This is a genomic window from Nevskia ramosa DSM 11499 (assembly GCF_000420645.1).
GTDB lineage: Bacteria > Pseudomonadota > Gammaproteobacteria > Nevskiales > Nevskiaceae > Nevskia > Nevskia ramosa.
The window spans coordinates 375,950-390,218 of the sequence record NZ_ATVI01000006.1 but is presented as its reverse complement, the minus strand read 5'-3'; the positions used below and the strand labels follow the sequence as shown (position 1 = coordinate 390,218).

7 protein-coding genes are annotated in these 14,269 nt (G+C 65.0%); 1 reads left to right on the top strand and 6 read right to left on the bottom strand.

Annotated features, from left to right (window positions below; genetic code table 11):
* Positions 1-80 precede the first annotated feature (80 nt).
* A complete protein-coding gene (locus tag G513_RS22140) occupies positions 81-1,007 on the top strand; it encodes a LysR substrate-binding domain-containing protein (RefSeq protein ID WP_022976432.1) in 927 nt (308 codons plus the stop codon).
* Positions 1,008-1,014: 7 nt separating this feature from the next.
* On the opposite strand, the gene G513_RS0108615 is transcribed toward G513_RS22140, so the two are convergent.
* From G513_RS0108615 to treS, 6 genes are all read right to left on the bottom strand, one after another.
* Positions 1,015-1,755, bottom strand: a complete 741-nt coding sequence (locus G513_RS0108615) for a DUF6714 family protein (RefSeq protein WP_022976431.1) — start codon at positions 1,753-1,755, stop codon at positions 1,015-1,017.
* A 203-nt stretch (positions 1,756-1,958) separates the two neighbouring features.
* Entirely contained in the window at positions 1,959-4,598 is a 2,640-nt protein-coding gene (gene treY, locus G513_RS0108610) for a malto-oligosyltrehalose synthase (protein WP_022976430.1), read from the bottom strand.
* Positions 4,595-6,373 (bottom strand): malto-oligosyltrehalose trehalohydrolase, encoded by a 1,779-nt coding sequence (gene treZ, locus G513_RS0108605; RefSeq protein WP_022976429.1) that lies wholly within the window; start codon positions 6,371-6,373, stop codon positions 4,595-4,597. The genes treY and treZ overlap by 4 nt, the downstream gene beginning before the upstream one ends.
* Positions 6,374-6,381: 8 nt before the next feature.
* Complete coding sequence (gene glgX, locus G513_RS22135) at positions 6,382-8,511, bottom strand: glycogen debranching protein GlgX (protein WP_022976428.1); 2,130 nt, start codon at positions 8,509-8,511, stop codon at positions 6,382-6,384.
* Positions 8,508-10,814, bottom strand: a complete 2,307-nt coding sequence (gene glgB, locus G513_RS0108595; RefSeq protein WP_436197936.1) for a 1,4-alpha-glucan branching protein GlgB — start codon at positions 10,812-10,814, stop codon at positions 8,508-8,510. The genes glgX and glgB overlap by 4 nt, the downstream gene beginning before the upstream one ends.
* Before the next feature lie 88 nt (positions 10,815-10,902).
* Positions 10,903-14,268, bottom strand: a complete 3,366-nt coding sequence (gene treS, locus G513_RS22130; RefSeq protein WP_022976426.1) for a maltose alpha-D-glucosyltransferase — start codon at positions 14,266-14,268, stop codon at positions 10,903-10,905.
* Position 14,269: the final 1 nt, after the last annotated feature.

The window sequence follows — 14,269 nt, the reverse complement described above, 5'->3', positions numbered from 1 at the left end:
GATAGACACTTTCATGCCCTTTCAATAAATAGAGAGCAGGACCAGTACCTTTGCCTTGAAATCACAGATGGGCCCAGCCGATGATTGATCGTGCCAGCGAGATGGAAGCTTTCGATGCCGTCGTCCGTGCCGGCAGCCTGTCAGGCGCCGGACGGGCACTGGGGCTGACGCCGTCGGCGCTGAGCCGGATCATTTCCCGCATCGAAGTGCGGCTGGGCGTGCGCCTGCTGATCCGCACCACGCGAACGCTGACCCTGACGCCGGAAGGCAACGCCTATCATCAGGCCGCGCGCCGCATCCTGGCCGATCTCGCCGAATCCGAAGACGCGATCGCCTGGCAAGCCGCACCGCGCGGCCGGCTGCGGGTCAGCGTCGGGCCGGCTTATGGCCGGCTGACCATCGTTCCGCTGCTAGCCGGCTTCGTCGCGCGTTATCCGGAGATCCTGGTCGATATCAGCGTCACCGATGCGCTGGCCGATGTGCTCGCCGGGCAGGCCGATGTCGCAATCCGCTTCGGGCCGCTGGCCGACAGTCCCTTGACGGCCCGGCGGCTGGGCTCGAATGGCCGAACCATCGTGGCGTCGCCGGCCTATCTGGCGCGCGCCGGTACGCCGGTGGTGCCTGAAGACCTGTTCGGCCACAACTGCCTCAACTTCAACTTCAGGCGTGCCGATCCGGGCTGGCCGTTCCGCAGTGAAGGTCGGGATTACGTGCTGGACGTCGGTGGCAACATCGAGGCGAACAATGGCGAGACGATCTCTCAACTGGCCCTGCAGGGCGTCGGCATCACGCGACTGGGCAGCTTCCATGTCGAAGCCGATATCGCTGCAGGCAAGTTGGTCGCGCTGCTCGAAGACCACAACCCTGGCGATACCGAGGAGATTCACGCCTTGTTCGTTGGCGGCACCCGGACGCCGAGGCGGGTTCGGGTGTTCATCGATTTCCTGATCGAGCAGTTGTCGCCGCCGTCCGATGGCCCATTGCAGATGGGCCATCGGGCGACTTGAGTGAGGCTCAAGCCCGGGCGTTGACCGGCGCGCGCAGCACCGACAGCAGGGCGCCCAATGTCTTGGTCTTGCCGGCGCTGCGGCTGCGTGCGGGCATGGCATCGATCTGCCCGCGTCCGGCGGTGGTTGCACCGGCCCTGATCGTCGGCTGCGCGCGTTCCTGCAGACGCCAGTAGCGACGCAGGGCTTTCTCGGCATCGAGACCGCGCAGCGGTTCCTGATGCGGGTTGTCGCTGACGAATTCGAGGAAGGCGCAGACCGCGGCCGTCTGCGGCGCGTCGAGCGACTGGAAGCGATCGAGCAGCTTGCGGGACCAGACGCGGTCGTCGGCGGCATAGGTCAGGTTGAACAGCACCGCGCCCGGCAGGCCGGTTTCCCAGACGGGAAGGGAAAGTTTTTCAAGCGCGGCAAGCAGAAATGCCGGCAGATGGAAGCGCCAGTTGGCGACGCTCAGCATCGGCAGCAGCCCTGCGTAGCCATCGAGTTCATCGGTGCTGTAGGCGGACCAGTGCCGTGGCGTGCCCGGATCGTTGACGCTCGACACTTCGGCATCGGCTTCCAGCGCCCGTTGCAGCGTGTCCAGGCTGGGCTCGCCAGCGGCCGCGACATCAGCAAAAGCGGCCTTGATCCGGGCGCGCAGGGCCTCTCCGGCGGGTGTCGGCAGCGATCGCGTGATCGCCTGATGGCCCAGTTCGATCGGATCGCCCAGCCCACTATCAAACTGCTCGCCCAACTGTTGGTCGTACATCAGCCTTGCTCCTGCTGGGGGCAAAGCTGCTTGGCAACCTCGCGATTCAGGGTCTGGTTCATGGCGCATCCTCCTGGCTTGTAGCCTTGAGGGAGCACATGGCGTGCCCGCAGCTGGCGGGCACGCCACGCGACGCAGAAGCGACCTGGGCAGGAATTACCGGAAAACCTGGGCGCCGCCGGTAAGTGCGCGTTTGGTCGACGTCAAATCCGGTAGCGCAGCAACGCCACCGGCAGGTCCTGAAGCGCATCGGACAGGGTGATCCGCCCGCCGTCTGCGGCCACGGCGGCGCCGCCCAGGGCGTCGTAGAGCGCCGTCGGAGCATCGGCCGGCAGCAGTACCGCGCTGTCCTGCCAGTGGCCGATGGCGACTTTCGGCAAGCTGATCGCCTTGTCGGCCCGCGCGCCCAGCCGGGTGACGATGGCGATCACCACGTCGGTGCCGGCGCGGCGAGCAAAGGCGAAGGTGCTGTTCGCCTGCGGGCCGATGATCGCCAGGCGCTCGTAGCTGCCAGTCTCGAAAACTTCGGGCAGCGCCTTGCGCAGCGCCAGCGCGGCAGCGATCAGCGCCTGCTTCACATGGCCGTCCTGCCAGCGATCGATCAGCGCGACCGGCGGGGCCGCAGCATCCAGCGCCTGCCGGCGCGCGAGGTAATCGACCGGCCGGCGGTTGTCCGGATCGACCAGGCTCAGATCCCAGAACTCGGTGCCCTGGTAGAGATCAGGCACGCCGGGCACGGTCAGCCGCAGCAGGGTTTGCGACAGGCCATCCAGTGCTGCGTACGGCGCGATGCGGGCGACGAATTCGGCCAGTATCTGGACGATCGCGGGATTGCTCAGCAGCGCATCGAGAAAGGCACGGTTGTTGTGCTCGAAGGCTTCATCCGGATGCGCCCAGCTGGTCAGCAGCTTGGCTTCGCGCAGCGCCTTCAGCTGCCAGCCGGCTACGCGCTCTCCAAAGGCAGTGATGGCTTGGCGGTCGTCCAGATCGAGATCCAGCGGCCAGGAGCCGACCAGCGTCTGGTAGAGCATCAGCTCGTCGGCCGGCGTCGGCGTGTCACTGTCCGTGCGCAGGCCGTTCGATGCTTCGTGCAGGCGCTGCACGGTGGCCGCCCATTGCCGCGGCAACTCGCTGAGCACGGCTAGGCGCATGCGGGTGTCTTCGCCGCGCTTGTGATCGTGGGTGGCGGTGGCAACCATCGAGCGCGGCACTCTCAGCGCGCGATCGAGATTCAGCGCGTGGAATTCCTTCGGCGTCATCGCGAACTGGCCGGGCCAGCTGCCGACCTCGTTGCGCGACAGCAATCGCCCGTAGCGATAGAACACCGTGTCCTCGACCGATTTCGCATCGAGCGCCGGCAGCAGCTTCTGCATCCGCTGCAGGGCGCGATGGGCGCGCTGCGTGGCTTCATCGGCCTCGGCCGGCAACTGGTCCTGTGCGGCGTCGAGCCAGCGCACCAGCACCGTCAGCGCGCGGCCATCGTCGTGGATGCCCTGCGCCTCGATCGCCTGCAGGGTGACCAGGATGACCTTGCGGTCGTGCATGTCGGCATCGTCTTCGCCGACATAGCTGCGATAGGTCGGGAAGTGCGCCAGGAATTCAATCAGCGCCACGCGCATGTTGATCGGATCGATGCGCCACTCAGGTGTGGCGATGGCGGCGTAGTCCATCAGCAGCGCGGTCAGCGCATCGACATCGCCGGCGAAGCTCGATTCCGCCAGTTCCTTGCGGGCGCGATACGCGTAATGCGAAGCGTCGTCGTGCTCGCCGGTGAAGCTTTCCCAGAGTTCGGTCAGCGGCGCTTCGCCGGCCGGATCGTGGAGCAGGCCGGAGACGGCATCCATGAACTTGTAGCCGGTGGCGCCATCGGTCTGCCAATCATCTCTGAGCACTTCGCCGTGGCCGAGGATCTTCTCGACCACCAGCCACGGCGTTTCCAGCGCGAACTGCTGTGGCCGTTCGGCGTGCAGCAGATCGAGCCGCTGACGGAGACGTGCGAGATAGGCTGCCGGATCGGCCAGGCCGTCGATGTGGTCGACACGGAAACCATCGACCAGACCCTCCTGATACAGCCGCAGCGGCAGCGCATGCGTGGCTTCGAACACTTCGTCGCGATCGGCGCGGATCGCCGCCAGGCTGGTGACATCGAAGAAGCGCCGCCAGTTGATGCGGGCGCCGGCTTCATGCCAGTCGACCAGAACATAGTGCTGGCCCAGCAGCAGCTGACGAAGCCGCTCGGTGCCTTCGGTGCTGTGGTCGTAGCGGGCCAGTGCCTCGGCGATCGAGTGCGGTTTGGTGATTCCGGCGTAATCGAACGGCGAGATCGGAAAGCGATGCGGGCCGTAGTCGACATGGAAGCTGCCGCGCGTCTCATCGAAGCCGAGTTTCAGATCACCATCGGCGAGTGCCGCTTCGAAAGGTTTGCCGAGAAACGGCGCCAGCAGCTTGCCGTGCAGTGCCTCGTCCGGCGGCGACCAGTCGATATCGAAGAACTTCGCGTAGCGGCTGGCCGGGCCGGATTCGAGCACGTCCAGCCACCAGGGATTATCGGCTTCGCCGACCGCCATGTGATTGGGCACGATGTCGACGACCAGGCCCATGCCGAATTGACGCAAGCGCGCGACCATCCGGCGCAGTCCGTCTTCGCCACCGAGTTCCGGATTGACCGCGCCGAAGTCGACCACGTCATAGCCATGCGCCGAGCCAGCGCGCGCGGTGTAGATCGGCGAGGCGTAGTAATGGCTGATGCCGAGCTTCGCGTAGTAGTCGACGCAGGCGGTGGCGTCGTCGAAGGTGAAGTCCTTGTTGAACTGCAGGCGGACCGTCGAGCGCAAAACATTCATGCCTTCGGTGTCCCCGCCTGCATGCTGAACAGCAGCGTGCTCGAGCCGATCAGCAAACCTTTCGCGGCGTCGCTTTCGGCTTCATCGCTGCTCGCGTAGAGCAGCTTGGCCGAAGGAGCCATTTCGAACTCGACCGGTGCCTCATCGAGATTCGCGTACAGCCGCAGCCAGGTATTGCCGCTCAGCCAGCCGACGCTGACTGCAGCGCGGCCGAGCACGGCGGACTCGCGCTGGCCGATGCCGGCGAGGCTGGGCATCACGTGCTCGCGGCGCAGCGCCAGCAGGCTGCCGTAGAACGCACGCCACAGCGCGGACTCGGCGGTCGGTTGCGGCACCGAGGCCGCGAAGGTCGTCGGCTCGTTCGGGTCCGGCAAGGTCGGGCTGTCGGCGCTATCGGCAAAGCCTTCGAACTTCGAGAACTCCTCGATCCGGCCAACCCTTACCTGCTCGGCCAGCTGCGGATGGTGATCGGTGAAGAACAGGAACGGTTCGCGAGCGCCGTCTTCCTCGCCCATGAACAGCAACGGAATCTGCGGCGACAGCAGCACCAGGGCAGCGGCAGCGCGGAAGGCATCGGCGCGGCACAGGGTCAGCAGGCGTTCGCCGAACGCGCGGTTGCCGATGTGATCGTGGTTCTGCAGGAACAGCACGAAGGCGGTCGAGCGCAAGGCCTTGCTCGGCTCGCCGCGCGTACGGCCGCAATGCTCCGAATGCTCGCCCTGATAGACGAAACCTTCGGCCAGACAGCGGGCCAGCTTCTCGGCCGGCGTCACCGCGTAATCGGCGTAATAGCCTTCGTGCTCGCCGGTCAGCAGCACATGCAGGCAATGATGGCCGTCGTCGTTCCACTGCGCGTCGAAGCTCGGAGAGGCGCCATCGAGCAGGCTGGCGCAGTTGTCCTCGTTCTCGACGATCAGATGGATGTGTCTTTCCGGCGCGACGCTGCCGCGCACGGTACGAGCGAACTCGAACAGGTAATCGGGATCGTCGATCGCGTGCACGGCGTCGAGGCGCAGGCCATCGAAGCGATAGTCGTTGAGCCAGTGCAGCGCGTTCTCGATGAAGAAGTCGCGCACCTGCCTGCGGCGGAAGTCGATCGCCGCGCCCCAGCCGGTGCTGCGATCCTCGCGGAAGAAATCGCTGGCGAACAGATGCAGGAAATTGCCGTCCGGACCGAAGTGGTTGTAGACGACATCGAGCAGCACCATCAGTCCCAGGCCGTGGGCGGTGTCGATCAATTCCTTGAGCTCGTCCGGCGTGCCATAGGCCACCGCGGGCGCGAATGGCAACGCGCCGTCGTAGCCCCAGTTGCGGGTGCCGGGAAACTGCGCGATCGGCATCAGCTCGATCGCAGTGACACCGAGCGCAGCCAGTTCGGGGAGATTCGCGGTGACGCCCTTGAAGCCGCCGCAGACGCCGACGTGCAGCTCGTAAATCACCGCTTCCGACCACGGCCGGCCCTGCCAGTCGGGGTGCTGCCACGGATAGGCATCGTGATCGACGACGATGCTCCAGCCGTGGGCATCGTCCTGCTGCTGGCGCGATGCCGGATCCGGGACATCGGTGCCGTCTGCGAGCCGGAACTTGTAACGCGCACCGGCAGCACAGGGAACTTGCACCTCGTACCAGCCGGCGCGTACGGCGTTCATCGGCACCGGTTCCTGGCCTTCCAGCAGCAGCGAAACCGCTGTGCAGTTCGGCGCCCAGAGCCTGAAGAAGACCATGCCGGTCGCGGCATGGAGTTGCGCACCGAACGGGAAGCGCGCGGCTGTCATCGGCCCATTCACGCGGCTTCGGCCTCTGCGGGAGCCTCGCCTGCCGGGCCGCCCGTCTGCGCGCTGAGCAAGGAAACACTATGCGCCCGCACCAGCAGTGCGTCTTCGGTGATCGGCCTGACTTCGGTGGTCGCTTCGGCACTATCGATCAGCAGATGCCAGCCCAGTGCCGGCGGCGGCAGCTTGAAGCTTTCGTCCTGGTTGCTGGAGTTGCAGAGCAGCAGCACCAGCATGGTGTTGTCGGGGCCGACCTTGGCGCGGCGCAGCGCCAGACAGCGGCCCTCGGCGTCGTCCCATTCGTCCGGCATCAAGGGATCGCCTTCGGTGTTGAACCACTCGATGTCGCGCACCCCGGCGTCGGGGATTTCCTCGCCGGTGGGGAAGTCGAGGCTGTGCAGGATCGGCATGCCCTTGCGCAGTTCGAGCAGCCTGGATGTGAAGGCGTACAGCGAGCTGCCGGCCGGCGTATCGAGCAGCGACCAGTCCAGCCAGCTCAGCTCGTTGTCCTGGCAGAAGGCGTTGTTGTTGCCATCCTGAGTGCGGCCGAACTCGTCGCCGCCGAGCAGCATCGGCGTGCCCTGCGAGAACACCAGGGTGGTCAGCTGCGAGCGCTTGACCCGCTCGCGCGTCTCGTTGATGCCTTCGTCATCGCTCGGGCCTTCCGTGCCCCAGTTGTTGCTCCAGTTCGAATCCGAACCATCGCGATTGTTCTCGGCGTTGGCGTCGTTGTGCTTGCCGTTGTAGGTGACGACATCGTGCAAGGTGAAGCCGTCATGCGCGGAGATGAAGTTGACCGAGGCCCAGGGCTTGCGGCGGCGATGATTGAAGGTCGCCGATGAGCCGAGCAGGCGATCGGCCAGTTCCGGGCGCTGATGGGAATCACCGCGCCAGTACTTGCGCACGCTGTCGCGGTACTTGTCGTTCCACTCGGCGAAGCCCGGCGGATGATGGCCGAGTTGATAGCCGCCGGGGCCGATGTCCCAGGGCTCGGCGATCAGCTTCACTTCGCTCAAGACCGGGTCCTGACGGATCGCATCGAAGAAGCCGCCGTTCGGATCGAAGCCGGTCGGCTCACGGCCGAGGGTCGAGCAGAGATCGAAACGGAAGCCGTCGATCTGGTAGGCCGTGGCCCACCAGCGCAGCGAATCCATGACCATCTGCAGCACGCGCGGGTGCGGCAGGTTCATGGTGTTGCCGCAGCCGCTGTCGCTGACGTAATAGCGTTCCTGGCCGGGAATCAGCCGGTAATAGCTGGCATTGTCCAGCCCACGGAACGACATCGTGGCGCCGCGCTCGTTGCCTTCGCAGCTGTGGTTGTAGACCACGTCGAGGATCACTTCGAGGCCGGCCGCATGCAGCGCCTTCACGGCATCGCGCATCTCGTTCGGATCACCGGACGACAGATACGCGGGATGCGGCGCGAAGAAGCCAAGCGTGTTGTAGCCCCAGTAATTGCTCAGGCCCTTTTCTTCCAGGAACGGCTCGTCCAGGAAGGCGTGGATCGGCAGCAGTTCCACGGCGGTGACGCCGAGCTGCTTGAGGTGATCGATGAAGCGCGGATCGGCGAGTGCTGCGAAGGTGCCGCGCTTGCTGTCCTCGATGCCGTCGCGACGCATCGAGATGCCGCGCACATGCGCTTCATAGATCACCGTTTCCGACCACGGCACGTCCGGCTTCTTCACACCCTGCCAGTCGTAGTGATCGTTGGTGACCAGGCACTTCGGCATCAGCGCAGCGCTGTCGGCATCGTTGAAGCTGAGATCGGCACGGGCGGCATTGAGCCGGTAACCATAAAGCTCCGGGCCATGCTTCACGTCACCGACCAGTTGCTTGGCGTAGGGATCGGTCAGCAGCTTGTTGACGTTGAAACGGTGGCCGGCCTTCGGCTCGTAGCGGCCTTCGGCGCGATAGCCGTAGCGCAGGCCGGGCTGCGCTTCGGGCAGATAACCGCACCAGACTTCGTCGATGCAATCGGGCATCGGCAGGCGAGCGGTTTCGGTGCCGCCTTCATCGAACAGGCACAGCAGCATGCGATCGGCATTGGCGGAGAACACCGCGAAGTTGACGCCATGCTGATCCGGCGTGGCACCGAGTGGATACGGTCGGCCACGCTGTAAAGGGTTTGCGCTGCTGCTCATACAGGAATCTCGAAGGAGGGTTGCAGGATCAGCACCGCCAGCGGCGGCAAGGTGAGATTGAGCGAGGCCGGCTGGCCATGAGCCGCGATGGCATCGGCTTCGATGCCGCCGCCGTTGCCCTGATTGCTGCCGCCGTAGAGCTGGCCATCGCTGTTCAGGCACTCGCGCCAGTGGCCGAGCTGCGGTACGCCAACGCGATAAGCGTGCCGGGTCACCGGCGTGAAGTTGGCGACCACCAGCACCGACGCATCGCCGACCCGGCCGCGACGCAGGAAGGCGAAGACGCTGTTGGCGCGATCGTCGCCGATGATCCATTCGAAGCCGAGACCATCGCAGTCAAACGTGTGCAGCGCTGGCAGCTCGCGATATAGATGATTCAGATCGCGCACCAGGCTCTGCACGCCGCGATGGCCGGGATCGTCGAGTTGAGCCCAGTCCAATGCTGCGTCGTGATTCCATTCGCGCGGCTGGGCGATCTCGCAGCCCATGAACAACAGCTTCTTGCCGGGATGGGTCCACATGAACGCGAAGTAAGCGCGCAGGTTGGCCAGCTTCTGCGCGGCATCGCCCGGCATCTTGTCGAGCAGCGAACCCTTGCCGTGCACCACTTCATCGTGGGAGATCGGCAGCACGAAGCGTTCGGAAAACGCATAGACCAGACCGAAGGTCAGCCGGTCATGGCTGTAGCTGCGGTAGATCGGATCAGTGCGGATGTAGTCCAGCGTGTCGTGCATCCAGCCCATGTTCCACTTGTGGCTGAAGCCCAGGCCGTTCTCGTTCGCCGGCCGGGTGACGTTCGGCCAGGCGGTGGATTCCTCGGCGATCATCAACACGTCCGGATGACGTTCGCTGACCACGGTGTTGAGCGTCTTCAGGAATTCGATCGCTTCATAGTTCTCGCGGCCGCCGTGGACGTTGGGCACCCACTCGCCGTGCTTTCTGGAGTAGTCGCGATAGAGCATCGAAGCGACGGCATCGACTCGCAGACCGTCGACATGGAAGCGCTCCAGCCACTCTAGCGCGCTGGCGATCAGGAAGCCGCGCACTTCGCGGCGGCCCATGTTGTAGATCAGCGTGTTCCAGTCCTGATGCCAGCCTTCGAACGGATTGGCGTGCTCGTACAGCGCGGTGCCATCGAAGCGGGCGAGGCCGTGGGCATCGGTCGGGAAATGCGCCGGCACCCAGTCGAGGATCACGCCGATGCCCGCAGCATGGGCGCGGTCGACGAAGCGACGGAAATCATCCGGCGAACCGTAACGCGCGCTCGGCGCATACAGGCTCAGCGGCTGATAGCCCCAGGAGCCGCCGAACGGGTACTCCATGATCGGCATCAGCTCGACATGGGTGAAGCCCATCGCCTGCACGTACGGAATCAGCTTGTCGGCGAGCGCGGACCAGTCGAGCGTCTGCTCGGCATCATCGCTACCATTTTCGTTGTTTTGGGGACGCAGCCAGGAGCCGGCATGCACCTCGTAGATCGACAGCGGTGCGTCCGGCCCTTGACGGCCGGCACGCTCGGCCAGCCAGTCCTGATCGCGCCATTCGAAAGTGCTGACCGACGCCACTCTGGACGCGGTGGCCGGCGGTGCTTCGGTGGCTAGTGCAAGCGGATCAGCCTTCCAGGGCAGCGGGCCTTGGCTTCCAACGATGTGGTACTTGTACGCGGCCCCTTCGGCGACTCGCGGGACGAACAACTCCCAGACGCCGGAAGCCCTGCGCAAGCGCAGCGGATGGCGACGCGCATCCCAGCTGTTGAAATCGCCGACGACCGATACCGCGACCGCGTTCGGGGCCCAGACCGCGAAGCGCGCGCCTGGAACGTCGTCGATGACCACGGTCTGCGAGCCGAACTGCTGGCCCAGCTCCCAATGCCGGCCTTCGTTGAACAGATAGAGATCGACTTCGCCGAGCAGCAGCGGATAGGTGTACGGATCCTCGGTGATCTGCTCGATGCCTTCGCCGTCGGCATTGCCGTCATTGGGCCAGATGACCCGCAGGCGATAAGGCTGTGCCGGGCTCAGGATGCCTTCGAACAGACCGGATTCGTCCGTACGCGAAAGCTCGCCGAGTGCCTGATCGCCGTCACCGGCCAGCAGATGCACGGCGCGAGCGCCCGGCATGAACACTCGGACTCGCTGACCGCGCTCGGCGGCATGCGCACCGAGGATCGAGAACGGATCGCCGTGGCGGGCTTCGGCCAGCGCACGAATCGCATCCTGATCGAGGCTCGGTTTGGCCACGGCCTGCACGGTTGCAACGGTTGCCGGTTTCGCTTCAGGCGTTTCCGTTGACGGTGCTTTCACCGTCTTCGCGCGGCTGCTGCGGGCCGTCGATTTCTTGGCGGCTTCCTTGGCAGCGGTTGGCTTGTCGACGGTATCTTCCGATGACGAATCAGACCTCGGCATGGACGGCCTCCTGGGTGGCAGGGGTGGCAAAGGAGCGGACCAGCGCCAGCAGGCCTTCGATCGGCAAGCCGATCCAGGCTGGGCGCGATTCCGCTTCGTACTGCACCTCGTAGGCGGCCTTGCCGAGCAGGAACAGATCGGTCAGCGGCTGGAAGCTCTGTTCATCGAACCACTGACGTTCGGCGGTCGCCGCCACCTCGCGATAGGCATTCAGGAAGGCGGTCTGAGCCTGGACATGGAACTGCCCGGTCAGCTTGTGGCGCAGCAGCGAGCGCTCGCGTGGCATCGTTGCGCCCGCTTCCGGCTGGGCGGTGGCCGAAGAAAGTGCGGCGTAATGCAGCGAACGCAGCAAGCCGGCGACATCGCGCAGCGGGCTCGATTTGGCACGTCGCGCCATCAGCGAGCGGCCCGGTTCGCCTTCGAAGTCGATCAGGCAGACATCGCCGGCCACGACCAGGATCTGACCGAGATGGAAGTCGCCGTGGATGCGCGTGCTGAGCATCGTGCCAGTGAGCTTCTTGAAGCTGTCGAGCTTGGCATACAGGGTTTCGCGCGCAGCAAGCAGTTCGCTGGCGGCAGCCTGGGTTTCGGCATCCGGCCATTCGCGGCGGCTGCCGAGCAGGGCCAGCGCCTGATCCAGTTCCTTGCGCACGTCGGCTACCCAGCCGGCGATATCCTCAGCTGTGGTCGCTGTCGGCTTGAAGGCCGGATCGTCGCTGTCGACTGCCAGCGCCACATGCATCTCGGCGAGGCGGCGGCCGATCGCGGCGGCGGTCAGCGCGTAGCCGGCAAAGGCTTCGCGGACGTTTTCCTCGGCGGCATCGGTGAGACTCAGCGGCTCGAAGCTGCGCTGCAGCCAGGATAGCGTCCAAGCCCAGGCATCGCCTTCGTTGTGGACGTAGCGCTCGACGATCGCCATGGTCCGCTGCACGCCATCGGCTTCATGCTTGACGATCTCACCGAGCAGTTCCGGAATCGCCTTGAAGCCCTGTGTCGTCAGATGGCGCGACATCTCGGTCTGCGGATTAAGACCCGGCCGGATGCGACGAACGATCTTGATCACCGCCGTCTCTTCGATCAGCACCGAGCTGTTCGACTGTTCGGCGGCGATCCAGCGGACGGCGGGTGGCGATGACAAGGTGATCGCATCCAGCCCCGGCTCGCCGATGAAGCGCACTTCACCGCCTTCGCGGGACAGCACGGTCTGCGAACTGCGCAGCGCTTCGAGCAGCGCCACCGGCAGCAGTTCGAGCGAGAAGGCATCGGTCATCAAGCCGACCTTGCGGCCGAAGCGGACCCGGGCCAGCGCCAGCTGCTGCGGCAGCGCGCGGGCCACTTCGTTGTCCCAGACCAGGGCCAGGGGAATCAGATAACGCGCCTCGGCGGCAGGATCGCCGACCTCGATTTCGGCCAGTACCAGGTTGCGGTCACCGCTGGTGAGCAAGGTGGTGTCGGCCATCCGCACGGTGCCGACCGCCACGTCCTTCGACGCGAACCAGCGCCGCTTCGGCAGATAGACCGGCAGGATTTCCTGGGTCAGCACGGTGCGGTGCTGGGGATCGCGCAGTTCCTCGATGCCGCGGCGAACCACCATCGTGGTCAGCTCCGGCATCTGCTCCGGCGCCGGCTTGTACCAGCTCGGCATGTTGGCGGCGGTGCACAGCTGCAGCCAGTAGAAACCATACGGCGGCAGGGTCAGCAGATAGGTCAGCTGGCCCACCGGCGGGAACACCGAGTTGCCGCCCATCTCCACCGGCACGCGGCCGGAGAATTCGGACAGATCCAGCTCCACGGCCTGCGGTGCACGCGACAGGTTGGCGACACAGAGCAGGGTTTCGCCTTCCCACTCACGCAAGTAGGCGAGCACCTTGCGGTTCGACGGATGCAGGAAGCGGATCGTGCCGCGGCCGAAGGCCTTGTGCTGCTTGCGGGTGGCGAGCATGCGCCGCATCCAGTTCAGCAGGGAATGCGGATCACGGCTCTGCGATTCGACGTTGACCGATTCGAAGCCGTACAGCGTGCCCATGATCGACGGCAGCACCAGCTGTTCCGGATCGGCGCGCGAGAAGCCGCCATTGCGATCCGGCGACCACTGCATCGGCGTGCGCACACCATCGCGGTCGCCGAGATGGATGTTGTCGCCCATGCCGATCTCGTCGCCGTAATAGATCACCGGCGTGCCAGGCATGGTCAGCAGCAACGAGTTCAGCAGTTCGATGCGGCGGCGATCGCGCTCAAGCAACGGGGCGAGGCGACGACGGATGCCGAGGTTCAGGCGCGCGCGCTTGTCGCTGGCGTAGGTCTGCCAGAGATAGTCGCGCTCGGCGTCGGTGACCATTTCCAGGGTCAGCTCGTCGTGGTTGCGCAGGAAGATCGCCCACTGACAGTTGTCGGGAATCGCCGGCGTCTGCCGCATGATGTCGGTGATCGGGAAGCGGTCTTCCTGAGCGATCGCCATGTACATGCGTGGCATCAGCGGGAAGTGGAAGGCCATGTGGCATTCGTCGCCCTGGCCGAAGTATTCCTGCACGTCTTCCGGCCACTGGTTGGCTTCGGCGAGCAGCAGGCGATTGCTGTATTTCTCATCGAGCGCGGCGCGGATCGCTTTCAGCACCGCATGCGTCTCCGGCAGGTTTTCGCAGGAGGTGCCTTCGCGCTCGATCAGGTAGGGCACGGCATCGAGGCGCAGGCCGTCGACACCGAGATCGAGCCAATAGCGCATCACCGCGAAGATTTCCTTCAGCACCGCCGGATTGTTGAAGTTGAGATCCGGCTGATGGGCGTAGAAGCGATGCCAGTAGAACGCTTCGGCGACCGGGTCCCAGGTCCAGTTCGAGGGCTCGGTATCGCAGAAGATCACGCGGGTGCCGAGGTACTTTTCCTTGGTGTCAGACCACACGTACCAGTCGCGGTACTTGGAATCCTTCGGCGCATTGCGGGCGCGCTGGAACCAGGGATGCTGATCCGAGGTGTGGTTGATGACCAGTTCGGTGATCACCCGCAGGCCGCGATCGTGGGCCGACTGGATGAAGCGCTTGGCGTCCTTCAGGTTGCCGTAGTCGGCATGCACGCCGCGGTAGTCGGCGATGTCGTAGCCATCATCGAGGCGCGGGCTGGGATAGAAGGGCAGCAGCCAGATGGTGTCCACACCCAACTCGACGATGTAGTCGAGCTTCGCTTCCAGGCCTGCGAAATCGCCGACGCCATCGTTGTTGGCATCGAAGTAGGACTTGATGTGCAGCTGATAGATGACCGCATCCTTGTACCAGAGCGGATCATTGCTGAGCGCGGATTGCGCGTCGGCTGGATGAGCAGGCTGATGCTGGATCGGTGGTGCGTTGCCAAGTGCCATA

What these genes read in the sequence shown, in the direction of transcription:
- G513_RS22140 (WP_022976432.1), top strand. Translation starts at nt 81, where the DNA reads ATGATTGATCGTGCCAGCGAGATGGAAGCTTTCGATGCCGTCGTCCGT.
- G513_RS0108615 (WP_022976431.1), bottom strand. Translation starts at nt 1,755, where the DNA reads ATGTACGACCAACAGTTGGGCGAGCAGTTTGATAGTGGGCTGGGCGAT.
- treY (WP_022976430.1), bottom strand. Translation starts at nt 4,598, where the DNA reads ATGAATGTTTTGCGCTCGACGGTCCGCCTGCAGTTCAACAAGGACTTC.
- treZ (WP_022976429.1), bottom strand. Translation starts at nt 6,373, where the DNA reads ATGACAGCCGCGCGCTTCCCGTTCGGTGCGCAACTCCATGCCGCGACC.
- glgX (WP_022976428.1), bottom strand. Translation starts at nt 8,511, where the DNA reads ATGAGCAGCAGCGCAAACCCTTTACAGCGTGGCCGACCGTATCCACTC.
- treS (WP_022976426.1), bottom strand. Translation starts at nt 14,268, where the DNA reads ATGGCACTTGGCAACGCACCACCGATCCAGCATCAGCCTGCTCATCCA.